The organism is Luteimonas salinisoli, from assembly GCF_013425525.1.
In the GTDB taxonomy this organism is placed as follows: Bacteria; Pseudomonadota; Gammaproteobacteria; order Xanthomonadales; family Xanthomonadaceae; genus Luteimonas; species Luteimonas salinisoli.
Genome location: NZ_JACCKA010000008.1, coordinates 1 through 23,489 on the forward strand (window position 1 = coordinate 1; position 23,489 = coordinate 23,489).

At 67.2% G+C, this 23,489-nt stretch carries 28 protein-coding genes; 18 read left to right on the forward strand and 10 right to left on the reverse strand.

Features of this window, described 5'->3' with window-relative positions; genetic code table 11:
* Positions 1 to 99: 99 nt before the first annotated feature.
* The 5 genes from H0E84_RS00785 (at position 100) to H0E84_RS00805 (ending at position 2,988) form a co-directional block, all read left to right on the forward strand.
* Entirely contained in the window at positions 100 to 387 is a 288-nt protein-coding gene (locus H0E84_RS00785; RefSeq protein ID WP_180676720.1) for a hypothetical protein, read from the forward strand.
* Between the two features lie 170 nt (positions 388 to 557).
* A complete protein-coding gene (locus tag H0E84_RS00790) occupies positions 558 to 935 on the forward strand; it encodes a hypothetical protein (RefSeq protein WP_180676721.1) in 378 nt (125 codons plus the stop codon).
* A gap of 413 nt (positions 936 to 1,348) precedes the next feature.
* Complete coding sequence (locus tag H0E84_RS00795) at positions 1,349 to 1,777, forward strand: hypothetical protein (RefSeq protein ID WP_180676722.1); 429 nt, start codon at positions 1,349 to 1,351, stop codon at positions 1,775 to 1,777.
* A gap of 132 nt (positions 1,778 to 1,909) precedes the next feature.
* Positions 1,910 to 2,323: a hypothetical protein gene (locus H0E84_RS00800; RefSeq protein WP_180676723.1), complete on the forward strand. Its 414-nt coding sequence runs from the start codon at positions 1,910 to 1,912 to the stop codon at positions 2,321 to 2,323.
* A gap of 341 nt (positions 2,324 to 2,664) precedes the next feature.
* Positions 2,665 to 2,988 carry a hypothetical protein gene (locus H0E84_RS00805; protein WP_180676724.1) on the forward strand — a complete coding sequence of 108 codons (324 nt, stop codon included), beginning with the start codon at positions 2,665 to 2,667 and terminating at the stop codon, positions 2,986 to 2,988.
* Positions 2,989 to 3,120: 132 nt separating this feature from the next.
* On the opposite strand, the gene H0E84_RS20285 is transcribed toward H0E84_RS00805, so the two are convergent.
* Together H0E84_RS20285 and H0E84_RS00815 are read right to left on the reverse strand one after the other, a co-directional pair.
* Positions 3,121 to 3,642 (reverse strand): YciI family protein, encoded by a 522-nt coding sequence (locus H0E84_RS20285; protein ID WP_219339528.1) that lies wholly within the window; start codon positions 3,640 to 3,642, stop codon positions 3,121 to 3,123.
* A gap of 120 nt (positions 3,643 to 3,762) precedes the next feature.
* Complete coding sequence (locus tag H0E84_RS00815) at positions 3,763 to 4,533, reverse strand: helix-turn-helix domain-containing protein (RefSeq protein ID WP_180676725.1); 771 nt, start codon at positions 4,531 to 4,533, stop codon at positions 3,763 to 3,765.
* An 89-nt stretch (positions 4,534 to 4,622) separates the two neighbouring features.
* On the opposite strand from H0E84_RS00815, the gene H0E84_RS00820 reads away from it, so the two are divergent.
* Positions 4,623 to 5,462, forward strand: a complete 840-nt coding sequence (locus tag H0E84_RS00820; RefSeq protein ID WP_180676726.1) for an NAD-dependent epimerase/dehydratase family protein — start codon at positions 4,623 to 4,625, stop codon at positions 5,460 to 5,462.
* Between the two features lie 28 nt (positions 5,463 to 5,490).
* Here H0E84_RS00820 and H0E84_RS00825 read toward each other — a convergent pair whose 3' ends face one another.
* The 7 genes from H0E84_RS00825 to H0E84_RS00855 all read right to left on the reverse strand — a co-directional run bounded on the left by H0E84_RS00825 (position 5,491) and on the right by H0E84_RS00855 (position 9,795).
* Complete coding sequence (locus tag H0E84_RS00825; RefSeq protein ID WP_180676727.1) at positions 5,491 to 6,231, reverse strand: Imm52 family immunity protein; 741 nt, start codon at positions 6,229 to 6,231, stop codon at positions 5,491 to 5,493.
* A 34-nt stretch (positions 6,232 to 6,265) separates the two neighbouring features.
* Positions 6,266 to 7,012, reverse strand: a complete 747-nt coding sequence (locus H0E84_RS00830; RefSeq protein WP_180676728.1) for an Imm52 family immunity protein — start codon at positions 7,010 to 7,012, stop codon at positions 6,266 to 6,268.
* Positions 7,013 to 7,076: 64 nt separating this feature from the next.
* Positions 7,077 to 7,817, reverse strand: coding sequence for an Imm52 family immunity protein (locus H0E84_RS00835; RefSeq protein ID WP_180676729.1), 741 nt, complete (start codon positions 7,815 to 7,817; stop codon positions 7,077 to 7,079).
* Positions 7,814 to 8,500, reverse strand: coding sequence for a Tox-REase-5 domain-containing protein (locus H0E84_RS00840; RefSeq protein ID WP_180676730.1), 687 nt, complete (start codon positions 8,498 to 8,500; stop codon positions 7,814 to 7,816). The genes H0E84_RS00835 and H0E84_RS00840 overlap by 4 nt, the downstream gene beginning before the upstream one ends.
* 41 nt (positions 8,501 to 8,541) lie before the next feature.
* Positions 8,542 to 8,892 (reverse strand): hypothetical protein, encoded by a 351-nt coding sequence (locus tag H0E84_RS00845; protein WP_180676731.1) that lies wholly within the window; start codon positions 8,890 to 8,892, stop codon positions 8,542 to 8,544.
* On the reverse strand, positions 8,873 to 9,385 hold the full coding sequence (locus tag H0E84_RS00850; protein ID WP_180676732.1) for a DUF4123 domain-containing protein: 513 nt from the start codon (positions 9,383 to 9,385) through the stop codon (positions 8,873 to 8,875). Before H0E84_RS00850 ends, H0E84_RS00845 begins: the two co-directional genes overlap by 20 nt.
* A gap of 2 nt (positions 9,386 to 9,387) precedes the next feature.
* Positions 9,388 to 9,795, reverse strand: a complete 408-nt coding sequence (locus H0E84_RS00855) for a PAAR domain-containing protein (protein ID WP_180676733.1) — start codon at positions 9,793 to 9,795, stop codon at positions 9,388 to 9,390.
* Between the two features lie 350 nt (positions 9,796 to 10,145).
* Between H0E84_RS00855 and H0E84_RS00860 the strand changes: the two genes are divergently transcribed.
* The 12 genes from H0E84_RS00860 (at position 10,146) to H0E84_RS00915 (ending at position 22,536) form a co-directional block, all read left to right on the forward strand.
* A complete protein-coding gene (locus H0E84_RS00860; RefSeq protein WP_180676734.1) occupies positions 10,146 to 10,934 on the forward strand; it encodes a hypothetical protein in 789 nt (262 codons plus the stop codon).
* An 82-nt stretch (positions 10,935 to 11,016) separates the two neighbouring features.
* Positions 11,017 to 11,469: a hypothetical protein gene (locus H0E84_RS00865; RefSeq protein ID WP_180676735.1), complete on the forward strand. Its 453-nt coding sequence runs from the start codon at positions 11,017 to 11,019 to the stop codon at positions 11,467 to 11,469.
* Positions 11,470 to 11,674: 205 nt separating this feature from the next.
* A complete protein-coding gene (locus tag H0E84_RS00870) occupies positions 11,675 to 12,508 on the forward strand; it encodes a hypothetical protein (RefSeq protein ID WP_180676736.1) in 834 nt (277 codons plus the stop codon).
* A 106-nt stretch (positions 12,509 to 12,614) separates the two neighbouring features.
* Positions 12,615 to 13,097 (forward strand): hypothetical protein, encoded by a 483-nt coding sequence (locus tag H0E84_RS00875; RefSeq protein WP_180676737.1) that lies wholly within the window; start codon positions 12,615 to 12,617, stop codon positions 13,095 to 13,097.
* Between the two features lie 149 nt (positions 13,098 to 13,246).
* On the forward strand, positions 13,247 to 13,516 hold the full coding sequence (locus H0E84_RS00880; protein ID WP_180676738.1) for a hypothetical protein: 270 nt from the start codon (positions 13,247 to 13,249) through the stop codon (positions 13,514 to 13,516).
* 157 nt (positions 13,517 to 13,673) lie between these two features.
* Positions 13,674 to 14,354, forward strand: a complete 681-nt coding sequence (locus H0E84_RS00885; protein WP_180676758.1) for a L,D-transpeptidase — start codon at positions 13,674 to 13,676, stop codon at positions 14,352 to 14,354.
* A gap of 260 nt (positions 14,355 to 14,614) precedes the next feature.
* Positions 14,615 to 15,079, forward strand: coding sequence for a DUF6714 family protein (locus tag H0E84_RS00890; RefSeq protein ID WP_180676739.1), 465 nt, complete (start codon positions 14,615 to 14,617; stop codon positions 15,077 to 15,079).
* A 57-nt stretch (positions 15,080 to 15,136) separates the two neighbouring features.
* Positions 15,137 to 16,195, forward strand: coding sequence for a hypothetical protein (locus H0E84_RS00895; RefSeq protein WP_180676740.1), 1,059 nt, complete (start codon positions 15,137 to 15,139; stop codon positions 16,193 to 16,195).
* Positions 16,196 to 16,289: 94 nt separating this feature from the next.
* Complete coding sequence (locus H0E84_RS00900) at positions 16,290 to 17,435, forward strand: hypothetical protein (RefSeq protein WP_180676741.1); 1,146 nt, start codon at positions 16,290 to 16,292, stop codon at positions 17,433 to 17,435.
* A gap of 281 nt (positions 17,436 to 17,716) precedes the next feature.
* On the forward strand, positions 17,717 to 20,497 hold the full coding sequence (locus tag H0E84_RS00905; RefSeq protein WP_180676742.1) for a DUF2339 domain-containing protein: 2,781 nt from the start codon (positions 17,717 to 17,719) through the stop codon (positions 20,495 to 20,497).
* A gap of 207 nt (positions 20,498 to 20,704) precedes the next feature.
* A complete protein-coding gene (locus tag H0E84_RS00910; protein ID WP_180676743.1) occupies positions 20,705 to 21,337 on the forward strand; it encodes an NAD(P)H-dependent oxidoreductase in 633 nt (210 codons plus the stop codon).
* Between the two features lie 137 nt (positions 21,338 to 21,474).
* On the forward strand, positions 21,475 to 22,536 hold the full coding sequence (locus H0E84_RS00915) for a GSU2403 family nucleotidyltransferase fold protein (protein ID WP_180676744.1): 1,062 nt from the start codon (positions 21,475 to 21,477) through the stop codon (positions 22,534 to 22,536).
* Positions 22,537 to 22,728: 192 nt separating this feature from the next.
* Here H0E84_RS00915 and H0E84_RS00920 read toward each other — a convergent pair whose 3' ends face one another.
* A complete protein-coding gene (locus H0E84_RS00920) occupies positions 22,729 to 23,442 on the reverse strand; it encodes a pseudouridine synthase (RefSeq protein WP_180676745.1) in 714 nt (237 codons plus the stop codon).
* Between the last annotated feature and the right edge of the window lie 47 nt (positions 23,443 to 23,489).

Consider the following 23,489-nt stretch of genomic DNA (forward strand, 5'->3'; position numbering starts at 1 on the left):
GGTGAATTTGCTCTTGCGCATCGGTGGCCTCCTGGGCGGTAGTGTGCCCGGAGACCTCCAGCTACCGCTGGACCGATTTTAGGGGGAGGCGACAGGTCGATGTCGCATCCCGCCCTTCGGTACCTCAATATTGCACCCGAGGGATTCAGTCCTTGTATACCGCAGTCTGCGAAAGAGTTTGTCGCAGCCAACGAGCGGCTGGATGGCGCCATTCTTCCCCAAATGTTCGCAGCTGGTGGTGTCGCCGCACTCTACTTTTTTCGCCCGGTAGAAGGTCTGTATGCGGTGGCAGCTTCAGTTCATCGAATACAAGATGTGCGGGAGCATTGGGCGTTCGCGCAACGGATGGCTACCGATGTCTCAAGTGCATTCTGCGCAGCAACCTGACACGGCGTTCAAGCGCGCCGCGGAAAGAGACTATCGTGTTTCCTGATGGTCATCGGCCCGCGGCCGCTTGACGCGGCGCTCGGGAACGTCTGATCGCTGCTGATCTGGTCATCATCACAAAGCAGGCAGTACAGGCCGACATTGCTCCAGCCGCGCACGGAGATCCAGAAATGTACGACCCAATGTCGGACGACCGGACTTCCGCGCGACCCCCAGCCGCAGCGAGTGGCGCTCCGGCAGAAGAGGACACGCGCGAGCCGCCGGGACTGCCCGCCGTGTGGTTGCCGATCGTCGGTTTGGCATGGCTGGCAAGTGGTGGGCTGTTCGCCACGAATGCGGATCATTTCGGCCCGGGCTTCCTCCCCATGCTCGTATGGATGTTCAGCTACCCTGTGGTCGCGATCGCCCAGATCATTGGGGCTATCGTGCAGTTGCATCGATACCAGGATGGCAAGTTTGGAGGCCGGTTCGAGCCTTGGCGGCTTGCCATATGGGGGCTGGCTGGCGCGGCTTACATTGCAGTTCCGATCGTGATCACCCTCGCGTGAACGGCGCCGGCCGAAGGAAAGGGGACAGGGTCGCCGGGAAAACGGTGCCAGAGTTGGTTTTCCCTATTCTCAAGCGGGTGGCGCGGCTGATGGCCACTGCCGGGTTGCAAGGCTGGCCACGACGCACCAGGCGCCGGTTCGGCGGCAAGCCGGCCCGGCGCCAGCGGGTATCGGGAACTCCGTGGAAGCGGGGTAGAATCCCAACCCGGCTCTCGGCTCTTCGGCCAGGGAAGCAAGAGACATCAGGGGCTAGCTGATCGGTGATCACTCTCGCGAACTTGATGGAAGAAGCAACCGCGCTAGCTCGGCCGGGAACACGCTTGGTACCAGACGGCTCAGGCGCGCCTTGTGCAATCTGGCACGGCTTCGAGCCAGGGCAGCCTTGCATTTCAGTCCGCCGTCATGATGCGTGGTTGAGCGTGGTGCCAGACGAGGACCTATCCGGAGATGCAGTGCTTGGTTCTGGCTCACCGGCACCCGGTGTGCCGCTTTTCGCTGAGCCCTACAGCTCGCTTCCACCTCCCGATGCGCTCTTCATGTTTGGGTCCAGCCTGGTCGAGCGCTACCTCGTGTCGAACGGTTGGGTCCGGGAGGAGCCCTTGAACTCCAACTTTCCAGATGGTGCCGCACACGAGTACGAGCGCATATGGCAGAAGAACTGCCCAATATTCACTGACACGGCTTGGGCTGTTTGCGGCGGATGGAACTTTCCCTGGCCCGATGGCGACTTCATCGAGAGATCAGGCACCGACCTTGCGGTATGGACACTGAGGGAGGCCGAGCCGTGGGTCGAGGTGTTCGAAGAAAATGGCGTGTTCACCGTTCGCCAGAGAATCACCTAACCATTTAGTCAGGCGGACAGCGGGGAGAGGGTGTCAGAGTAGGTTTTTCAAGCGAGAGCAGGCACACCCTGGGCGGGAGCCGCGCGCCTGATGGCGGCGAAAATCACCCGCCCCAACCTCCGAGGGAGCAGCATGGGCATCACCGTGGGCGGCGCGAGCAAGCTCTTGGCCATCGTTCTATTGGTCCTGGGCGGGGCGGCGGGCAGCGCTCAGTCGCATGCACAGACCGATCCGCTGGGCGATCGCCCGGCACTCGATCCTGACCATCTGATCTTCCACGAACCGATGGAAGACGGAATCTTCTCCGACAACTGGTACGCCTATCAACTCGAAGAGGAAGACGGGCCCGTCGCCGGGCTGTACGTCGTCGTTCGCGACGGCAAGAGCGGAGACTTCTCCGCGTCGCTCTCGCTCGACTGTGCAAACAGGTCCTCCACATGGGAATGGGGGGTCTTGTACGGATCCGAGCTGGTCGGTCAGGACTACTTCGAGCAGCAGGTCCCGCCCCAGGTCGCCCAGAACGCGCTTGCGCGGTACTGCCCGTAGCCCTGAGGTATGGCTGCGGGCTTCGAAAGCATCGGATCCTCAACGGGCGCTGGCTGGTCACGGTGAACCGCCACCGCTGGCGCCACGGCCACACCCGCGCGTCGCGGCTGGAACTGGCGATGACTTCGGCCGAGCGCTGGTTGTGTCGGCACGCGGATAGGCTGCAGACGGTCGAGCGCGGCCGTCCCCGCCGGCGCTGAGCTCGGACGAGAAGCGCGCGGAGTGGCGGGCGCGGTAGGGTCGGTTCGACCCCGTTTCGGCTGTTGACGCATGATTTGGCCGCGCCGGGACTCGACTGTGATTTAAGCTGTCCACACGCTGTGTATGAGGGGGAGCGTTCCTTGAAGGACCACGTAGGTGTTCGAACGGTTGCAGCGTTGGCAGGCGCCATGCTGGCGGCATTCGCCGCTCCCGAGGTGGGTCTCGATGCCGTGATCGAGCACGCCGAAGCGCAGCGACCGACCATGGATGCCCGTTTTGGGGAGAGCCTCGACTACGAGCTCCTGAGAAATGATTCTATCGGCGGATCGCTGATCAGGGTGGTGTTCGTACATCGTTTCGAGAAACACGCCGTACCTTGGCAGTTCGTCTGGTATCGGGGTGGCGATGGCTGGTTGCTCAACTCCTTCAGCTTCACCGACGATCTGGCCCAACTGCTTCGGTAGTGGTCCCGTGAGCCGGGACGGTGAGGTTCAGTTGTAGAGCCGAGCACGATGTCAGGGATGATTTGAACTACTGCCCTTGGCTTTTCCAGGCTGCTCGGCAGGCAGCCACTGCAGGCGGCCAGGGCGACGGAACTACATCCCCTTCTTCGCGATCCTCGCGTGGATCTCGTTGACCTGCATCAGCGCCGCCGAGCCGTAGTACTTGTGGTACTCGGCGACCATCTCGCCGTGCTGGATGACCGGGTCGGTGGCGACCAGTGCTTTCGCGGCCTCGATGTCATCGACGGCCAGGATAAACAGGCCGCGCCAGCCGTCAGCGCTGTCCAACGGGCCGGCGACGGCCAGCTTTCCTTCTTCGGCAAGCCGTTTCATGTTGGAGAAATGGCCCCTGAACATGGCATCGCGTGCCTCGCCCTTCGGCATCGGGGTCGGGCCGGACTTCAGGATCACCAACACGTAGCTGCGCATGCCGTAGTCGTCGGCCCCGAAGGACTCGGCCAGTGCGGCGTCGTAGCCCGGCGGCGGCGCCTGGTCGGCGGGTTCCACTGCGAAGGCGCTGAACGCCAGCGACTGGCTGGCGGCGAGCAGGAAGGCTTTGGCCCAAAGCATGGCGCGCTCCGAACTGATGTGGTGTCGGCGATCGTACGCCGGCACGGCGGATCGTGCAGGGAGGCATCTCCCTGGTCGGCGCGTCCTGGAAAAATGGGCACTGACACCAGCTATCGCGGCCAACCTGTGGGCGGCGCCGACCGCGAAGGAGGGCCGGCTGCTCGATCAGCTGGTTGCCTGAAGTTCCGCGAGCAGCGCGCGCGGCGTGGTGCCGGCGATGGCGTGGAATTCGGCGATGAGGTGCGCCTGGTGGTAGTAGCCAGCCGCGGCGGCGATGGTGGCCCAGTTGTTGATGCCTTCCCCGCGCGCGGCGGCCAGGGCCCGATGGAAGCGGGTCAGCTTGGCGAACGCCTTTGGGCTCACGCCCACGGCTGCGCGGAACACGCGCCGGAGGTGGCGCTCGCTCACGCCCAGGCCGCGGGCCACGGTACGCACGCTGGCGCTTGCCAGCCGTTCGGCGGCAGTGAAGGCCAGCCGCGCATGTGCGCCGGGTTCGCCCGCCGATGCGATGCGTTCGGCGATCGCAAGCTCCAGGGCCGCGGCGGCGGCGGCCGTGTCGCGGGCGCCGGCAAGCCGGTCGCGCAGCCGCCGCGTGGCCGCGTCGCCCCACAGGTCCTCCAGTGCGACGATGCGCCCGCCGATGGCCGAGGCAGGCACGCCGAGCACTGCTTCGTACGTATGCAGGTGGAGGCGCGCGAACACGATGCGCTGCCCCCCGGGTACGACCTTGCGATGCGCCTCCTGCCGTACGCCGAGGGCGTGCACGTCGAGCCCGTCGCGGATCGACGGGCCGAGGCGGGCAACCAGGTGGATTTGCGGGCGCGGGATGGCCACGTGCGGCCGGGTGCGCTCGCATTCGTCGACGAAGAGCTCGGCCATGGCGGGCGGCGTCGCCAGCCCCAGCCCGGGGCGGGGGCGTTGCAACTGCGTGTGCATGGCCCGATTCTGGTGGCGATGCAATGGCCGCGCAAGGCATGGCCGTTTTTTACAATGCAGGCCGGATGCCGGGGGCTACGCTTCCCCGCATGAAGACGATCCTGATCACCGGTGCGACCGGAAAAGTTGGAAGCCGACTCGTCAAGCGCCTTGCCGGGCGCGGCGATCGCCTGCGCGCCCTGGTACGCGATCCGGAGCGGGCGGCCCCCTTGCGGAACGACCAGGTGGAGTTGGTCGAGGGGGACCTGCTCGATCCCGCCTCGCTCGAAGCGGCGGTGCGCGGCGTGGATGCTGTGGTCCATTGCGCTGCGTTCTTCCGTGGCGCCACGGCCGAGCAGGCGCATGCGGTGAACGAGCTGGGCACGCAGCACCTGGCCACTGCCGCCCGCGCCGCATCGGTTGGGCGCTTCGTTTTCGCCAGCACCGGCCTGGTCTACGGGCCCACCGGCGGCCACGCCGCCCGCGAGGAGGACGCCTGCGCGCCCGTGGACACCTATCCCCTGAGCAAGCTCGCCGCCGAGCGCTTCCTGCTCGCCCTCGAAGGTCTCGACGTGCGTGTTCTCCGCCTGCCGTTCGTCTATGGCGACGGCGATCCGCACATCGCGGAGGTCGTGCCGCTGATGCGCGGCTTCCCGCCGGACCAGCGCATGTCGATCGCCCACCACGCCGACGTTGCCCAAGCCGTGGCCTGCGTGCTCGATGCCCCCGCGCCGGCGCATCGCATCTATAACGTGGTTGCCGACGAGGCGCCCGACCTGGCCGCGCTGTTCGCATCCGTCGGCCAGCCCCCGCCGGACGGTTCGCAGCCGGAGCGCGCGCGTGCTTTCGATACACTCCTCGACGGCAGCCGCATCCGCGAGGATCTCGGCTTCAGGCCCTTGTTCCCGCGTCTCGCGGATGCGGCCGCGGCCGATACGCCGAGTGCGTGATTTCGGACCGCTCTATGAGGCCATTCTTCTACTGCAGGCTCGGATCTGTCACCGGTAGAAGATCGAGGTCGACGAGCTCCATCTCGACGATGTTCGCTTGCTTGATGTGCGCCTTGTTGGCCAAGGAGAACGCATCGTTCACCGCGACGATGACCGTGCCCTTGCCGGGCACCTGGACGAGCTCGGCTGCGGAGGGAAGCTGGTCTGCCGTTACCCGGCGCGGCACGTAGCCCATCCAGCCGAGCGCTTTGCGGTGGAGGAATGCAGCGTAGGACACAAGGTAAGTCGTCGGTCTGGGCTTATCGGGGACGCGGTCCCGTACGTCGACGAACGCGTACTCGACCTCCTCCAGTTCGACGATGGCCGTCAGAACGTCACGGACAACCTGTGCCGCGCTTGGGCCGAAGGCTTCGTCAGGCCGGTAGATGTCGAGAAAAATCGAGCGTTCCGTCGGAGTGTACCCAAGCTCGAACAATCCGGGCGTCCGCTTCGAGCTGGTGTCGCTATCGAGGTGGATGAGAAATCCATGCGGCAGGTGTATGAACTCGGCGGCGTACTGTTTCATCCGCTCGTCAATTCGTTCCAGCATTGCTTCCTTATCGAAAAACTCGACGTACTTCTGCCTGGGAGTATTCAGCCCGCCGTGCCAATGCTGAAGGTCCGGCACAACGCGGCGAAATGCGTCGAGTAAGCGCTGGACGCGGCGATACCCTGCCTCGGCATCCAAAGCGGCTTCCGGGATGTCGACCCAAATTCTCGCGCTAATCATTAGTGGAGCCGATACTGCGTCCGATCGCGGTAGATCATCGCAGGCTTGGATCGACTACGGGCAGCAGGTCGAGGTCTGCGAGCTCCATCTCCACGATGTTGGCCTGCTTTATGTGGGTCTTGTTTGTGAGCGAGAACGCCTCGCCAACGGCCACGATGACGGTGCCCTTGCCGGGGACCGGCACGAGTTCCGCGGCGGTCGGCAACTGGTCGGCGGTGACCGCGCTAGGCACGAAGTTCATCCACCCCACAGCCTTTCGGTGCGGGAACGTGGCGTAGGAGAGGCGATAGGTGGTCGGTCGCGGCCTGTCCGGTACGCGGTCCCGGACGTCGACGAAGGCGTACTGGACATCTTCCAATTTGGCGATGGCTGCGAGCGCGCGTGCTACGACGGTTGTGGCGCGCTCCTCGAAGGCCACATCCGGTTGATGGATGTCGAGCGCCACGACCCCGCGCGCCGGTTCGTACGCAAGCTCGAATAGCCCCGGCCGGCGCTTCTTCTCGCTGTTGCTGGACAGCCGCAGGCCAAATCCGTCGGCGTTGGGGAGGGCAGGAAACTGCGCTTTGAATGCGTCGATGCGCGCTTGCACGCGCTCCAGCATCGTAGTCTTGTCCCGGAAATTCACGTAGTCCTGGTCCGGAGTGGTGATCCCGCCGTGCCAGTTGGTCAACTCCGGCGCGATGCTTTCAAGTTCGCGCAGGAGCCGATCGACCTTGGCGTAGCCTGCGTCGAGAGACAGGGACTCTTTTCGAACGTCCGCTCGCGTTTCGGCGCTGATCATACTGGTGTCTTCCGCTTCGCCATCGAGCCGTCTTGATTGCGGTCAGTCCGTGCGGTGCGCGCACCTACAAAAGGCTCGGGTCGATTACGGGCAGAAGCCCCAGGTCGACGAGTTCCATTTCGACGATGTTCGCCTGCTTGATGTGCGCCTTGTTGGACAAGGAGAACGCCTCGTTCACCGCGACGACGATCGTGCCCTTGCCGGGCACCTGGGCGAGCTCGGCCGCGGAGGGAAGCTGGTCTGCCGTGACCCGGCGCGGCACGTAACCCATCCAGCCGAGCGCTTTGCGGTGGGGAAATGCGGCGTAGGACACGAGGTAAGTCGTCGGTCGGGGCTTATCGGGGACGCGGTCCCGTACGTTGACGAACGCGAACTGCACGTCTTCTAGCTCGGCGATCGCGGTCAGCACATCGCGCACCACCTGTACTGCACGCACGCCGTAGGCCGTGTCGGGCTCGTGGATGTCCAGCGTAATCGTGCCCAGGGCTGGCGTGTATGCAAGCTCGAACAGGCCGGGGGACCGCTTCGGCTTGGTGTCGCTGGCGAGATGGATATCAAACCCTTGCTTCAGATGGATGAACTCCACAGCGTTTCGCTCGCTGCGTTCGCGCACGCGTTCGAGCATGCGGGCCTTGTCCGAGAACTCTACCGGCATCTGCGTCGGTTCGTTCATTCCACCATGCCAGTGCGTCAGTTCTGGAACGATGCGCGCCAAGGCTTGCAGAAGGCGCTCGACGCGCGCATAACCCGCCTCGAGAGCGAGACCGGCTTCTGGAATGTCTGCTCGAATGCTCGCATTGATCATGCTTGCACCATCCGCTGCCAGGGAGAAGGAACGCATTTGATTTCGGGCGGAATCGCGTCTTTCGCCCATTCGTAAACTTCGTGCTGCAGAAAATGCCACTCGATGGATGCTTGTGGACGCGCCGGCGCGACGGCACTGATCTGGTTTCTTGCTTCGTTGATCATGTCTGGGAATACTCCCCACGCCGGAAACCCGGCGTGAGGCAGACCTTGGTCGTCAAGGAATTGCGCATACCGCCCCTTGGCATCCACCACGGTGCACTTGTCCCGCCAGAAGCCGTCGAACCAGACGCCATTGTAGAGCCACTCCGTCACGTTCAACTGCGCCGGCACGGGCTGTGGCTTGCCGGTGGCGGCGTTCCAGACCTGCTTGGCAATGCTGAAGTCGAAGTCCGCCATCGGCATGCCGGTGTCCTTGTCGCAGTAGGAGAAGCGTTCCGGCGCTGCGTGCAGGTTGGCGATGTAAAGCTGGTACTCCCAGTTGATGCGGTTCTCGCGCCGGATGGCGCGCCTGGGCACCGCGGGGAGCAGGGCGCCTTCCTGCAGCTTGCACTGGTTGCATTCCGTGTCGTCGCCCACCTCCGAGCAGTCGGCCTCCCGCGCCTCCGCCCTGGCACCGGTGAGGGTCTCGGTGAGCTTGCGCACCCGCTCGGCGTTGAGCGCCCACTTGATCAGTTCGCCCACTGGCCGCGCGCCGGGGAGGGGCATCGGTATTGCGGACATGGTCAGTCTTCCCAGTAGGATTGGGCGATCGCCGAGGCCAGCATGTCCTCGGCGGCCAGGTTGGGGTTTGGGGCGTTGCGGATGGCCAGGTCCACGGCTGGTTCCTGCCGCAGCTTGCCGCCGCTCACCACGTCGAACTTGACCCATTTCACCAGGGTGGGCAGGCGGGTGAGCTTGAGTTCGAACGCGGCGTGGTCGTAGCTGCGCTGCACTTCGGCGAGCAGCTGCTGGTCGTTGAGGTGCGAGACCTCGCGCGGCAGGTCGCGGCGGATCTCCGCGGCCAGCTTCGGCAGGAAGCCGAAGGGATCGGGCAGTTTCAGCAGTGCGTGCTGCTCAGGGGTGAGTGCCAGCATGAGCGTCCTGCTCCTGTCGGGATCGTTTCAGGTCTTCGCGGCGGACGTGCATCGGCCGGCCGGCCAGGGCGATCTGCCACTCCAGCACCGGGCCCAGCAGCGCCAGCAGCTGGCCGGGGGTGAGGATGCGCTGCAGGCGGTAGAAGGCGCGTGGGTCCCAGAAGCGCATCATCGCCAGCCCGCCGTCCGGCAGCGCCAGGTCCAGCTGCGCTTCCAGGTGGTCGAACAGTGCATCGAATGGAACCTCGGCGGCCAGCCAGGCCAGGCACGGTGCCTGGTGGCCGACATGGATCAGCCAGCGGACGAGCTCGGGATTGGCCTGCTGCGTCGGCACTTCCAGCAGCCATGGGCCCTTGTTCGCGTGCGCGGCTTCCGGTTGGCGTTCGAGCAGCCCGCGGGCGCGCAGGCCCGAGCGCATCCTGTGGTCGAAGAGGGCGGGGTGGAGCTGCGGGTCGGCGCCGCAGTCGAGCAGGGCGTAGCGCTGCCAGGCCATCGTCAGCGCCCCAGCAGCGGAGCGCCGGAGCGGCTGCCGGCCAGCAGGCAGTCGGCGCAGATCGGGGGCTTGCCGGCGAGGGCGGCGGCGGCCTTGGCCGCGGGCGTTGGCGCTGTAGCGGCGCCGGTACTGGTGCCGGTGTCGGAGCCGGGATCGACGTAGGTGGTCCATTGGCCCGCGATCAGCGTGGCGCCGCATGCGGTCTTGTCGCCCTCGCGCGCCACCGGCTTGCCATCGATGATCAGGGTGGGATCGCCGCTGACGATGACCGTCGGGCCGTGCTTCTCGCACACGACGCGGTCGCCCACGCGGGCGACCAGCCTGCCGTGGATATCCGTGGCGATCGTCCCGCTGACGACCACGCCGCCGTGTGTGATCCGGTCCCCGACACAGATGAGCGATCGCGCCATCGGCTGTCCTCCATGACCCCCGCCTCGGCAGCGGGGGACGCTCGCCACGTCCTTTCGCGGAGGGTACAACGCGATACTGATGCAGACAATAGGCTGAGCGACCATCCTTGCGTAGGGAAAATCCAAAGGCCAGGCGATGGGGCACTTAGGCTTGGTGACAGCGATCACATCCGCGGGGGAGGTGGGCTTGGCCGATGGTGCCCGAGGTCGGGCCGACGTGCGGGTCGCTTCTGTGCGCCGGGCTTTCGCTCGGACGTACTATGCTCCGCTATCGAGACGGCATCGGAAGCCGCCCGAGCGACTCGCCGGGCGCCGCCGAATGGCTTGCAGTCCAAGGAGTGGATCATCGAATGAGCAGCCACGCGGTTTTCATCATGCCGGCCGTACCGCACCTCCCCGCGCCGGATTGGCGGGCGCTGGAGCGATCGATGCTGGAACGCGGACTGCTTCTTGCGGACAACGGCGATGGCGTGCCTCTCGTCGCGTTGCGCGAATTCATGTTTGCGCTGGTCAGCGCGGGCACCGGCGTGCCGTATCGTTGGAATCCAGCCTGGAAGGCACCGCAGGACGTGGTGAGCGGTTTCGTGACGCAGGGGGTGCTGCCCCTGGGCGTGAACCTCCCCGGGTCGATCAACCTGGAAGGCGCCGTCGCGTCCTTGCGCGCCCAAGGTGTCAAACTGGACGACAGCTGGATGCCTGCCGAGGCTAGCCAGGCCACCTGGGCCAGCCCACGCTACCGCGTGGGTGCGGCGATGAAGGCGTTCTTCTTCGGTAGTTCCGAGGAGGAGCGCGCCGAGTTCGCGTTGACGTTGCTCGAGTTCGACGACGAACCGCTCGTGGTCATGGGCGCCGGCACCGCACCGCCGTCGCGCCGGGGGCGCGACGAATCCCTGGAGGAATTGCAACCCTACGGTTCGTTCATGGATTTCATCGGCGCCGTTTACGAGGATCTCGATACCGTCTGGGTCGACGCCGAGGGATGCAGCCACCACGCGATGGATCTGGACTGGGACAAGGGCTTTGGTATCGGGCGCAGGATGCTGATGCTGGAGGGCGCGGAGATCGACTACGAGCGGTTCGCCGCGGAGATCGGCAGGCTTGTGGGCACGCCGATGGTTGATGTGCACAGGCAGCTGTAGCGCCGCTGTGGTGGTGGTGGTGGGGAAGTTAGCAGGCGCTCGACCGGAAACTCGCCTGGGGAAGGCCTTACAGGAGCCACGGATGTCGAGGCTGATGCTGGTCTTGGTTCTGCTCGCCGGCTGCGGGGAGCTCCCGGCGCCTGCGGACGCCCGTGACGGCGCGATCTCGCCGCCGGGCGGCCTTTCGCCGGTTCCCGGGGGCGGGCAGTTCTGCACCCTCATGGGTGGCGTCCGCGGCGAGCTGTGCGCTTACCGAATCGTGGAGCTGGAATCCCTGCAGGGCGAGGAAGTAGGTGTGATGGTGGATGGTCACCTGCATCGGTCCGAAGGCGGCCTTGTCGTGACCGCAGAGCCGGGCGGAACCGGCCCGGCGGTCCGCCTCGGTGAAATCAAGCAACCTCCCAACGATGCCGACTACATTCAGTCGATCCTGGGCGCGAAGGTCCACGTGCGCGGGATCTACCGGGCAGACGTTCGGGAGATCGTCGTCTACGATCTCGGCTGGGTCGAGAAGCCGGATCCGCGAACGAACTAGCCGCGCTCGCTTCTTCGCAGCGCGCCAGGCCGCCATCCGATGCTCCTAGGGCGGCCTTCGCCCTCGCCCACGATGCCGGGCTCAAGGCCGCCCTTCCGCTCTTGCGCCCGGTTTCCCCGGAGCCTAGGGTCCCCCCGAGGTAGACCGTGCTCCGGACCCTCCCTACGCTCGCGATGTCGCAACGCCCTATGCCGGAGCCACGACCATGAGCCTGGATATCGGATCGGTGGTCAGCCGCGCGATCGAAGCCTTTCGCGAACAGGCTGCCCCCCCGCCCACCGACACCGCCACGGCGCCCACCTGCGGGTGTGGTCCGGAAGCCAATCCCGGCTACCCGGCCAAGCCGCAGACCGATCCCGGCGCGGGCGTGCACGGCAGCCAGCCCTGGTACGCGCGCGGCGACGACGTGGCTTTCGAACAGGTCGCCGGCGCGGCCTCGACCGCCGCCGACGCACTCGGCTACACCAATGCGGCGCGGCACCTGAACCATTATCTCGGCAACTCCGGCGAGGACCTCACGGTAGATCCCGCCCGCATCGCGCGCGATGTCCGGCAGTTCAGTCAATCCGTCGAGCAGCAGCTCGACGCCCAGGTGAACGCGGCGATCGAGCAGGCCGTGGCCGACGGCTGCTACGGCGAGCCGATCGCGTTCGACAGCGGCTGGCAGGGCTTCTACATCGGCAAGGACATGAACGCCGACTGGTTCTATGCGATGGGCGGCATCCAGCATTCGGTCACCGGCACGGTCGTGGTGCATCCCGGCGATCCGCCAACGGCCGAGGTGAGCTACCAGACGCACGTCTTCGACCGCTACAACTGGGACGGCGGCAAGGAGACCCCGATCGGTCCGGTCACCATCACCGACCAGCAGATGGGCGAGCTGCACACCGCCGGCCTTGCGCAGGAATACGACATCGTCGGCTCCACCGGCGAGGCCACCTACACCGCGACCTACGACCCTGCGGGCGGCAGCACCGGCAATCCGGGCATTCCCGAGGCCGGCAACCGTGATGGCGAACGGAGCGATCCCGGACGCTGACGGCCGCATCATGGCGCCGACGGCCACCTGCGCGGAAGGCGGGACCAGGCCGCGATGCTATAGTCCGGCGCACCCGCTTTCGGGCGTTGCGACGGGCCCTGCCACGATGTCGGTCCGCCTACTGGCTTGCCTGTTGTGGACCGCCGGCCTGGCCGCTTGCTCGGATCGGCCGCCTTCGGCCGCGACCGCCCACGAATCCATCGGATCCGACACGGTGCAGCAGCCACGATTCCTCGACGACGTCACGCGAACCGAGCTCTCGCGCACCGGTTTCCAGCTCACCAGCGACCTGGAATTTCTCGGCAGCCGATCCGACGCCGGCATCGACCGGCAGGTCGCGTTCGCCGTGCGTATGCCTGCCGCGCGCGTCCGGCCGTTTCTTGAGGCCGCCGGTTTCGATGCGCCCCTCAAGGCCGGGCAGCGCGTCTTCCAGACCCCTGTCGAAGGCGTCGACACGGCCGCCGCCGGGCAGGTCTCCGCTGCGCAGGACATCCTCCGCACGGAGAGTGGATCGCTGACGCGCGACGTCATGGTGATCCACGAAGATGCCGGAACGGCGATCGTGCACGTTTGGGCCTATACCACATGATTCGGACGCCGGCGCATGACCGCCGCCGACGCTCCCCGTTGCCGCATCTTCACCATTCATCTAGGTACCCGAACGCCACCTGAAGGCGGGTCATGACGCCGGCAGAAAGGCCGCTATATTCCGAGACCCCATGACGAAGGAGGATTGGCATGTTTCTGACCAAGCAACGTTTGTCGGTGGTGCGTACGCTCGGCGTGGCGATCGTCGCCACCGTGGGCCTTGGCGCCTGCGCCACCTACGATGACGAGTTCGCAGGGATCAACTCGCGTCTCGATCAACTCGACTCGAGGGTGCAGGGCGCGGCCCAGAGCGCAGAATCCGCCAATCAGTCCGCGCAGCAGGCCAACCAGCGGTTGGATCAAATGGAAACCCGCGTCCAGCAGCTCGAAGCGGCGCCGCGCCGCGTGCCGCGCGGTTAGTCGCGCTTGCACGATTCGCGACGAACGGCTTGAACCGGGGCCGGTGACCTTCGCCGGTCACCGGTCTCGGTATCTTCACCCAGTCTTCGTTCTAAGGAACCCTCCCATCCGTACCTGCACACACCCTGCGATCCGGGGCCTTCATGGTGCGCTGGCGCTGGCGCTGGCGTTCGCGAGTTTCGGCGTGGCCGGTGCCGAGGATGCCGCCGCGCAACCGGTCGCCGCCGTCGACCAGCTTCCGCGAGACCAAGAGGTGTCCGACACGGTGATCGAACTCGCGGGCTGGGTTGTCGCAGCCAAGGACAGCCAAGGCTATCCGTTCGCTGTCATCGACAAGACCGCCGCACAGATCTTCGTGTTCGGCGGCGACGGTCGGCTTCGCGGCGCGGCGCCTGGGCTCTTTGGCTCGGCGATCGGCGATCACACGGCCCCCGGCATCGCCGGTCTCGCGCTTCGCGAGATTCCGGGCCGGGATCGCACGACGCCTGCCGGTCGCTTCGTGGGCGGTTTCGGTCCGTCGATCGACGCTGGTCGCGTGCTGTGGGTGGACTACGATTCGGCGGTTTCCATCCACCCTACCGCTAGTGGCGTCCCGGCCGAGAAACGCGCCGAACGCCTTGCATCGCCTTCGCCGGACGACAACCGCGTCACTCATGGCTGCATCAACGTCTCGCCCGAGTTCTACGAGCAGATCATCCGTCCGACGTTCGAGCGGGGCGGGGTGTTCTACATCTTGCCGGATGAGGCGCCGATAGCGGAGACCTTCCCGGAGTTCGCTCAGGGCCGCGCGACGGAGCAACGCAGCGATCGAAGGCGCGCGCGGCCCGCCCGCCGGTGACGGGCGCATCGGCGTGTTGCCTTTGCTTGACGAGGCAGCGCAGCGGATGACGCTGCTCGTGCCCCGGCTTCTCTTGCAAGTGTGCAGCACAATGCCGTGCCGTCCATGCAGTGGGGACCCGGTCAGGCGTTGCGTCTGAATCTTGGCAGCTCCTCGACCCATACTTGGCCGGCGACTCGGCTATAGCCGAGCTTTGGCAAGTGCATGAAGACGACGACGAGGTCAGGGAAACCGATCCCGCTAGTCATGGAGCTGCTGCCATGGTGGACGCAGAACGCCTTGAGCGACTCTGGGCTGCATTCTCCGGGGTGCAAAGGCCCGCCGGGCTGGCGCTGGCGCCGCACCAGTGTGACGAATGCGACATGGTCAGGCGGCTGCTCGAGCTCCACACGAACCGCACGCTTCCGATCAAGACGCTGAACTGGCTGCACGACTCGCTTCCGCTGCTGGGTCCCGAGGGACTTCGCTATTGGCTTCCGGCGTACATCGCGGCGGCGTATACGGATCCGGATTTTCGCGGCGTCGACCTGTTGATCTTTCACCTCGGTCCCTCCGCCAAGGAGCTCGGTGAGCAGTACTGGCGGGAGCGGCTGGCGGTCTTCGACGCCCCGCAACGTGAGCAAGTGCTCGGCTTCGTCGATTGGTTCGCCACGAACGACGAAGACGCATCGGGCTACGAAGCTGAGATCGCCCGCGCGCGCGCGTTGTGGGGTCGAGCTGACTGATCGACTGGACTCAGCCCTATGGTGGATGATCCGCCTACGTACGAACAGGGGGCAGGGGTGCTGGAGCTGGGGCGATTGGTGATGTGGGCGGCGGCGGTGGTCGCCGGTCTTGGGGTGCTCGTCAACACGATGCCGTGGCTGGCCTGGCGGAGGGACGGGATTGCCATGCCCCCGGGCACCGAGGCGCGCTGGCTGGCGTTTGCACTGGCACTCGGAGCCGCGATGGCGGCGCTCCACTGGATCCGTGGAATGGAGCGCGCGCGCAATGCGGAAGAACTGCGGGCCGTGCGGGGCGGCCGGGCCTTCGAGGCGCAGGCAGGGATGGGCTGGTTCCTGCTGATGGTTCCGTTGGCCGCACTGTTCGCGTTCGGTGCCTGGGCCGCCGCGTACAAGGGCGACTGGGGGCTGGCGCTGGGCTCGCTCGGGTTGCTGGCGCTGATCGTGCTGCTTGGCGGGGAGATCGTGCGCCAGGTGCTGCGCCCCGGCCCGATGTTGCGGATGGACGACCATGGCATCGACCACGCTCTCTACGGCGCCATTCCGTGGAGCGAGGTGGTCGGCATGGATCTCCAGGTCTTCAGGTCCCGCTATTCGACCCATCACACCCTGATGCTGGGTGTGCGTGGCGCAGCGCGATACCTGCGGAACGCGCCACCGCTCACCCGCTGGCTGAAATCGAGGCGAGCGCGCGGCGGGGGCGTCGGCGCGCTAGCGCTTCCACTCGACTTCCTCGCCAAGGATGCCGAGCTCGTCTACGAGGCCGCGCGTGCGCTTCGTACCCGCTTGGATGCGCCCTTCCTGGAGCATTGGAGCTCGCGGATGGATGCCCGAGAGGTGGAAACGCTGCTGCGGATGCGCAACTTGGCCGAAGAGTCCGGACGCATCGTGGAGGAACTGCGCGCCCTCCCGGCAGAGGACGACCCTGCTTCGCTTGCAGAGCTGGACCTGCGTTTGCGAGCGCATCACGACCGCCATGCGGCGGCCATGCCCGAGATCCGGATGGTCATGGAAAAGCGTGCCCAACGGATGAAGCGCGACACGCGTGTCGCCTGGATCCTGCTGGCCGTGCTCATCGTGGCGATCGTTCTGCCGCTCGCCCTGCGCCTGCTGAAGTAGGATCGAAAAATAGCGGACGGGGGGATCAACTGCCTCGCCCTCATCTCCTCCCTCTCATTCTCCTGTCCCCCCTTCCATCACCAAGGAGCAGCTCATGCAGTCGTTCGTTTCTGGCAGTTTTTGGGCCGCCCTGCTGACGCTCTGCCTGATCCTGGCCACGGGCTGCACGGTTTCCACCGGAGCCGAAGCGGAGGGCGAGACCGACGAAGGCCCGGTGCGCGCGGCGGCCGCCGTCGAGCCTGTCGGCGCCCCGGACACGGACGCCGCTGGCGGCTCGCCTCCCGGGGATGCGCCGCGCCCGGCCGGCGCATCTGGGGACACCGGTCCGGCCGCCACCAAACCCTTCGCGTTCGAGGGCGCCGACGCGCAGCAGGACGTTCCCGCCGCCTGCCGGCTGGACGGGTTCGCCATGCCGGAAGACGCCAGGGTGTATGCGGCAGGCGCGTATTCCGGCGCGCGCGCCGATTTCCAGATCGACCAGAGCGGGCACCAGGCCACCACCATGCAGGTCGCGGTCAACCAGCCGGATGCGCCGGTGGTCCTGCTGCTGGGCGCGTACGAGCCAGCGGTGTGGAGCGTGGGCTGGACGTCGGGCACACGCATCGCCGCCGTGGTGGTGACCGGCTACCACCGCCAGCGCGTGACCGGCCTGCCTGCTTCGATCCCGACGTTGGTCAGCACCTACCAGGACCGCGGCCCTTGCGGCTATGCCTACGTCGGCGGCGAGGGCATGCGGCAGCTCAATCCGTTGGCGCGCCAGGTCTTCGGGCGTCCGGTGGACATGGCCTTTACCGCGCGCGATGGCCAAGTGCTGGTGGGTGAACCGCTGGCAGGCGCGTCGCTGCAAACGGATGCGGCCGCGGTCGCGCCGGCGGAGTTCCGCCTGAAGGACGCGCCGCTGGCCGGCCAGGCCGGCCTGGACGCCGCGCTGCGCGCGGGCGTGTTGCGCCCCGCCACCCAGGTGGACGTGCTGGCGTGGGAGGCCGCCAGCAGCCGCCATGGCGCCGCGGAGGACGTGCCGCCCGTCCAGGGGGCGGCGCGGCCGCGCGTATCATCGGTACCGCATCGCGCCTACACGGTGCTGAAGGCGTTCCAGATTCCCGCCGGGCTGTACGGCGCGCACTCGGCCACGTTCTACGTCGCCCCGGGGGTTCCATCGCCCACCGGCAACCCCGGCCACTCGAGCGTCCGCGACATCGATACCGGGACGTGCGCCGGGGCGACGTGCGGCATGCACTAAGCGCGGTAGGACGCGGTCGGGTAGAACGTAGGACTACGACCCGATGAGCTCGCCACGCCGGCCTGGCTTGCACCACGAGCCTCCGGAACTCCCGTTGCGATTCAACGGGCATTGGCACGATGCCGGATGGCCGTGCGGCGGCCCTGCAAACGCTGCACCGGACCGCTGGCCGGGTTGCGAACTGCTCGCTCCGACGCCCCGCCCTGGCGGGGCGTCGCGATTTCGGGCCGGCTGCGGTTATGGTGGCCGGCAGGTTGAAGCGGGGTGGGGAGCGGGAACTCATGGAGACGTTGATCGTGCTGGTGATGCTGGCGCTGCTGGCAGTGCCGGTCTTGCTGGTGGTGGCGCTGGTCGGGATCGGCGGGCTGAAGCGCCGCGTCGGCGATCTGGAAGCGCAGCTCGCGGCCATGCGGGCCTCATGGGAGGAGCGGGCGCCCCGGCCGCACCAATCCACGCCTGCGCGGGCGCCGTCGGCCCCGGTTGCGGCAGCAGGGCCCAAGGGCGGCGACGAGCCGCAACGCCCTGCCGCGCGCTACGAAGATGCGCGGCCGCAGCCGAGATCGGCTGCCGGTTCGACGACTGTCGGGGCTGAAGCGCCTGCGGCAGCGGGCACTTCACCGGGCGCGGCGCCCGCGCCCACACCCGCGCTGCCCAAGCAACCCACGCGGCCTGCACAGGCCGCGCAGCCGAGGCCGGTCTTCGCCGAGTCCGCCCCCGAGGCCGCATACGAGCCCGCGCCAGGACTGTCGGAGCGTGCCTTCGCCGCGGTCGCGCGCTGGTTCACCACGGGGAATGTCATCGCCAAGGTGGGCATGCTGGTGCTGCTGGCCGGCGTGGCCGCGCTGTTGAAGTACGCCAGCGACCAGGGCTGGCTGACCGTGCCGATCGGGTGGCGGCTGGCGGGGATCGCAGCGGCGGCCGTGGCCGCGCTGGCGTTCGGCTGGCGCCGACGCGAGGGCCACCGGGTGTTCGCCCTGACCCTGCAGGGCGGGGCGATCGGCGTGCTGCTGCTGACCGTGTTCGCGGCGTTCCGGCTGTACGGGCTGCTGCCGGTGCTGCCGGCGTTCGCGATCAGCGTGCTGCTGGTGGCGGCGCTGTGCGCGCTGGCCGTGCTGCAGCACGCGCGCACGCTGGCGATCTTCGGCATCCTTGCGGGCTTCCTGGCGCCGGTGTGGCTGTCGACCGGCGCCTGCGATCACGTCGTGCTGTTCTCCTACTACGCGCTGCTCAACCTCGGCGTGCTGGCGATCGCCTGGCTGCGGCCGTGGCGCGAGCTGAACCTGCTCGGCTTCGCCTTCACCTGGGGGATCGGCGTAGTCTGGGGCGTGCTGCAATACGACCCGTCGAAACTGGCGACGACGCAGCCGTTCCTGCTGCTGTTCTTCGCCTTCTACCTGGTCATTCCGCTGCTGTACCTGCGGCGCAAGCCGGGGCACGACTACGACCGCATCGACGGCAGCCTGGTGTTCGGCACGCCGCTGGTGGCGTTTCCGCTGCAGGCGGTGCTGCTCGACGGCGAGCGGATGCCGCTGGCGCTGTGCGCGTTGGCCCTGGCCGCGCTGTATGCGGTGCTGGCGTGGCGGCTGCTGCCGAAGGTGCGCTATCGCACGCTGGGCATTGCGCACGCGATGCTGGCGACGGGGTTCGCAACGCTGGCGATCCCGCTGGCGTTCTCGGCGCGTGCCACCGCCTGCCTGTTCGCGCTGGAAGGGGCGGCGCTGATCTGGCTGGGCCTGCGCAATGGGCGGCTGCTGCCGCGCGTGGCGGGCGCAGGGCTGCAGGGGTTGGCGGCGCTCGCGTTCTTGTTTGCGGTGGCGGGGTCCCGCGAGACCGATTGGATGTTCGCCAATGCCGTCTATGCCAGCGCCCTGCTGATCGCGGTGGGCGGGTTCGCCAGCGCGTGGGCGTACTGGCGCAGCGGGATCGGTGGTCCTGCGGCGACGGTCGCGTTCCTCTGGGGCCTGTTGTGGTGGTGCACGGGTGGCTTGGGCGAGATCGACCGTTTCGTTCCATCCACGTGGACGCAGCACGCCATGCTCGCACTGCTGGCCGCGACGGCGTGGCTGGCGGCGGAGGCGCACCGCGCGCTGCCGCAGCCGCAGCCGCCATTGCGATGGACGGTGGCGGCTGCGCTTGCGCTGGCCCTGCCGCTGGCGTTCGCGCAGTCGGAGGCGCCGTCGTTGCACCCGCTGGCGCTGGGCGGACTGTGGGCGTGGGCGGCGTTCGCGCTGCTGGGCGCCCGCGCCCTGTGGTGCCTGCGCGACGGTGCGGGCCGCGCTGCCTTGGTGGCGCAGTTCTGCTGGTGGCTTGCCTGGCCGCTGGCGCTGTCGCTCTCGGCGTTAAACCTGGTCGGCGAAGCACAGCTGGCGCAGGGCTGGCGCCTGGCGGCAACCGCATTGCCGTGGCTGGCCGCCGCCGCGCTGGCGCTCTACCGCTGGGGCTGGCTGCGGCCGCCGCTCGGCATGGCGTTCGATGCCGCGCGGCCCGCCTTGCAGGCGATGCTGTTCGCGCTGCTGGCCGGGTTCTGGCTGCATGGGCTATTCGCCGCCGGCGCGGCTGCGCCGCTGCCGTGGTGGCCGCTGCTCAATCCGCTCGAGGCCATGCAGATCGCGATCCTGATGCTGGCGGCCGGTTGGATGCGCTCGTTCCAGGCGCCGGCCGCGCTGGCGACGAACGTGTGGGCGGTGACGGGCACGGCGGCGTTCGCATTCGCCAGCGCGGCCGTGCTGCGGGCGGTGCATCACTGGACCGGCGTCGGCTGGTCGTCCGCCCTGTGGTCGGATCCGGTGGCTCAGGCCGCCCTGACCGTGCTGTGGAGCGTGCTGGGCATGGCGGCCTGGATCGCCGGCTCGCGCCGCGGGCTGCGCGGGCCGTGGCTGGCCGGTGCGGTGCTCATGGGTGTGGTGCTGGCCAAGCTGGTGGTGGTGGACCGGCAGTACCTGGGCAACCTGACCGGCATCGTGTCCTTCATCGCCTATGGCGGGCTGTGCATGGTGGTGGGGTACCTGGCGCCGGTGCCGCCGCCGACGCGCCACGCGAGGGCCGCGAGTGTTGCGGAGTAGAGGGCGGCTTCCGAGGCAGTCGAAGCGGTCGCAGAGCCGCTTCCTCTGTATCGTCCAGGTCCCTTCAATCCCCAAAGTAGAAAATGGTGTCAGGGACAATTCGGGTCTTAGGAAAATTGTCCCTGACACCATTCTTGACGCCACTCTTCTCTGGACTTGCGCCTGGACTTCCCCGCGACTGACGGCTACGACGGATCGGACAAATCGATGAAGGTGCTCTCGTTGCTCGCCCACCCAAGATCCACGAGCTTCTGCCATGCGATCTCGGCAAGGGCGTGCGCCGCGCTCCGGGCCGCTGGACACGAAGTCGTTCACCACGACCTCTACGAGGACGGGTTCGAGCCGAGGTTGATGGCGGACGAGGCCTATTCGATCGGCGACAGTGTCGAGCAGGCACTCGCCCGGTCTACAGATCCGCTTCTGCGGCAGTACCGGAAGACCGTTGCCGAGGCCGAGGGATTGCTCATCGTCCATCCGAACTGGTGGGGCAAGCCGCCGGCGATCCTGTCCGGATGGCTCGACCGGGTACTGGTGCCCGGCGTGGCCTACCGGTTGGAACGCGCGGAGGGGCGGCCAGAAGGTCTCCTGGTTGCGCGCCGGGCCCTGATCTTCAACACCTCCGATACGCCCGAGGAGCGAGAGCGCGACGAGTTCGGGGATCCGCTCGAGTTGATCTGGGGGCGCTGCGTACTCCCTTTCTGTGGCGTCGAGCGCTACCGGCGGATCGTGTTCCGGCCGGTCGTGGACAGTGCTCCGGCCCAGCGTGCGCAATGGCTGGAAAGCGTGGAGACGGCCGTCGAAGCCGCGTTTGCCGGGAAGCCTGGGGAAGCCTGGGATTGAACCGAGGGGGCCGGTCACGCGCCCGAGGGGCTTTTCTTGCGGCGAGTTTTCGTTATACAACACCGTCTAATTGTGTTGTATAACTCGCTGTGTTATACAACATCATCGATGCTCGTTGTATAACTGGAGCAGAGCCCATGTCTTCCCTTTACAGGGAACTCCCTGTCGGGGCCCAGGTGGCCTATAGCGAGGTGTACGAGGCTGCGCGGCATGCCGACCTGCATCGCAGCGTCGCCTCGCTCACGGGGTCGTTCCAATCCAAGACGATCAAAGGCAGGCGATACTGGTACTTCGCCTACCGCGACGCGCTCGATGGCAAGGTCCGGCAGATCTACGTGGGCCCCGAGTCCGGACAGCTCGAAGCCTTGAAATCCAGGGCCGCGGAATCGCCCGAGACGGGTATTTCCCGCATGTCAGCCGCTGCGCTGGCGCACGGGTGCGCGGGCATCGCGCGCAAGCACTTTCGCATTATCCGCCAGATCGGCGATGCCGGCTTCTTCCAGGCCGGCGGCCTGCTCGTCGGCAGCCATGCGTTCGTGGCGCTTGGTAACCTGTTCGGCGTGGACTGGCTCCAGTCCACGCACACCCTGGATATCGACTTCGCGCATGCCGGCCGCGGAAACATAGCCGTCGCGCTTCCGGCGGACGTGGACGTGGACGTGCGCTCGGCGATCGAGAGCCTCGAAATGGGGTTCCTGCCGTCCCTGGGCTTCGGCGGTACGCCGTCGGGCAGCTACGTCAGCTCGATGGAGCCGGATCTGCGCCTGGACTTCCTCACGACTTATGGCCGCGATGGGTCGGTGGCCAGCGCGCCGAACCTCAAGGTCTCGCTCCAGCCGCTGAAGTTCCTCGATTTCCTGATCGAGCAACCAGCGCAGACCGCACTGTTGTCGGATCAGGGCGCCGTTGTGGTCAATGTGCCGGACCCGGCGCGGTTCGCCCTCCACAAGATGATCGTCGCCGGCGAGCGGCCGGTCGGCGAGCGCCTCAAGGCGAACAAGGACCTTGGCCAGGCGGCCGCCGTCATCGAATGCATGCTCGATCAAGGCGACGCGGACAGACTGCAGGAGATGCTGGATGAAATCGAAACCCGCGGCCCCGGTTGGCGCAGTCGGTTCGGCAAGGGGATGAAGCGCCTTGCAGCGCAGCAGCCCGGGATCTCCGGGCGGTTCTCGGCAGAAGTGGTGGATCGATCCTAGATGCACTGCGCTTCGTGCAGCGGGGCGGAAGCTCCGGCACCCGCGCCTGCGGAAAGCGCTGCTGCACCTGGGCTTGGCTCATGCCGTGGCGCGTGCTTTCCCACAGCGCCTGAGCGCCGGCCTGCGGCGCGCACAGGCACAGCGCCAGCAGCGCCGCGATCATCGTCTTCTGCATGCCGTTCCCATGGAAGCTCAGAACGCCGTGTGCCCTGGCAGCAGCGCCCGTAGCTCCGCGTCGGTCAGGTTGCGCCACTGGCCGGGCTTCAAGTGGGCCAGCTTGACCGGCCCGATCCGCACCCGGACCAGCCGTTTCACCCGCAGCTTGAAGTGCGCCGCCATCAGGCGGATCTGACGGTTGAGGCCCTGGACCAGGGTGATCCGGAAACCGAACTTGCCCAACGGGCTGGCGCGGCAAGGCAGCGTCATCTGCCCGCGGATGGGCACGCCGCGGGCCATGCCGCGCAGGATGTCCTGGGTGAGCGCATGGTTCACGGTCACCAGGTATTCCTTCTCCAGCTTGTTCTCGGCGCGCAGGATGGCGTTGACGATGTCGCCGTTGCTGGTCAGCAGGATCAGGCCTTCCGAATCCTTGTCGAGCCGGCCGATCGGGAAGATGCGCTCCCGGTGGTCGACGAAGTCGACGATGTTGCCCTTCACCGCGGTCTCGGTGGTGCAGGTGATGCCCGGCGGCTTGTGCAGCGCGATATAGACGTGGCGGCGCTTGCCGGGGGCGGCCGCGCGCGGCTGCAGTACCTGGCCATCGACCATGACGACATCGCCCTCGCCGACCTCCGCGCCCACCCGCGCGCGCTGGCCGTTGACCGTCACCCGGCCGGCGCCGATCAGGCGGTCGGCCTCGCGCCGCGAGCAGGCGCCGGAGTCGCTGATGTGCTTGTTCAGGCGCATGGCCGGGGGCGCCGCCGGTGCTCGCGAAGGGCGCGCAGTCTGGCAGA

Excerpts from the sequence above, each read along its gene's own strand:
- H0E84_RS00785 (WP_180676720.1), top strand. The coding sequence starts at position 100 with ATGTCGCATCCCGCCCTTCGGTACCTCAATATTGCACCCGAGGGATTC.
- H0E84_RS00790 (WP_180676721.1), top strand. The coding sequence starts at position 558 with ATGTACGACCCAATGTCGGACGACCGGACTTCCGCGCGACCCCCAGCC.
- H0E84_RS00800 (WP_180676723.1), top strand. The coding sequence starts at position 1,910 with ATGGGCATCACCGTGGGCGGCGCGAGCAAGCTCTTGGCCATCGTTCTA.
- H0E84_RS00815 (WP_180676725.1), bottom strand. The coding sequence starts at position 4,533 with ATGCACACGCAGTTGCAACGCCCCCGCCCCGGGCTGGGGCTGGCGACG.
- H0E84_RS00820 (WP_180676726.1), top strand. The coding sequence starts at position 4,623 with ATGAAGACGATCCTGATCACCGGTGCGACCGGAAAAGTTGGAAGCCGA.
- H0E84_RS00825 (WP_180676727.1), bottom strand. The coding sequence starts at position 6,231 with ATGATTAGCGCGAGAATTTGGGTCGACATCCCGGAAGCCGCTTTGGAT.
- H0E84_RS00830 (WP_180676728.1), bottom strand. The coding sequence starts at position 7,012 with ATGATCAGCGCCGAAACGCGAGCGGACGTTCGAAAAGAGTCCCTGTCT.
- H0E84_RS00835 (WP_180676729.1), bottom strand. The coding sequence starts at position 7,817 with ATGATCAATGCGAGCATTCGAGCAGACATTCCAGAAGCCGGTCTCGCT.
- H0E84_RS00845 (WP_180676731.1), bottom strand. The coding sequence starts at position 8,892 with ATGCTGGCACTCACCCCTGAGCAGCACGCACTGCTGAAACTGCCCGAT.
- H0E84_RS00850 (WP_180676732.1), bottom strand. The coding sequence starts at position 9,385 with ATGGCCTGGCAGCGCTACGCCCTGCTCGACTGCGGCGCCGACCCGCAG.
- H0E84_RS00855 (WP_180676733.1), bottom strand. The coding sequence starts at position 9,795 with ATGGCGCGATCGCTCATCTGTGTCGGGGACCGGATCACACACGGCGGC.
- H0E84_RS00860 (WP_180676734.1), top strand. The coding sequence starts at position 10,146 with ATGAGCAGCCACGCGGTTTTCATCATGCCGGCCGTACCGCACCTCCCC.
- H0E84_RS00865 (WP_180676735.1), top strand. The coding sequence starts at position 11,017 with ATGTCGAGGCTGATGCTGGTCTTGGTTCTGCTCGCCGGCTGCGGGGAG.
- H0E84_RS00870 (WP_180676736.1), top strand. The coding sequence starts at position 11,675 with ATGAGCCTGGATATCGGATCGGTGGTCAGCCGCGCGATCGAAGCCTTT.
- H0E84_RS00875 (WP_180676737.1), top strand. The coding sequence starts at position 12,615 with ATGTCGGTCCGCCTACTGGCTTGCCTGTTGTGGACCGCCGGCCTGGCC.
- H0E84_RS00880 (WP_180676738.1), top strand. The coding sequence starts at position 13,247 with ATGTTTCTGACCAAGCAACGTTTGTCGGTGGTGCGTACGCTCGGCGTG.
- H0E84_RS00890 (WP_180676739.1), top strand. The coding sequence starts at position 14,615 with ATGGTGGACGCAGAACGCCTTGAGCGACTCTGGGCTGCATTCTCCGGG.
- H0E84_RS00900 (WP_180676741.1), top strand. The coding sequence starts at position 16,290 with ATGCAGTCGTTCGTTTCTGGCAGTTTTTGGGCCGCCCTGCTGACGCTC.
- H0E84_RS00905 (WP_180676742.1), top strand. The coding sequence starts at position 17,717 with ATGGAGACGTTGATCGTGCTGGTGATGCTGGCGCTGCTGGCAGTGCCG.
- H0E84_RS00910 (WP_180676743.1), top strand. The coding sequence starts at position 20,705 with ATGAAGGTGCTCTCGTTGCTCGCCCACCCAAGATCCACGAGCTTCTGC.
- H0E84_RS00915 (WP_180676744.1), top strand. The coding sequence starts at position 21,475 with ATGTCTTCCCTTTACAGGGAACTCCCTGTCGGGGCCCAGGTGGCCTAT.
- H0E84_RS00920 (WP_180676745.1), bottom strand. The coding sequence starts at position 23,442 with ATGCGCCTGAACAAGCACATCAGCGACTCCGGCGCCTGCTCGCGGCGC.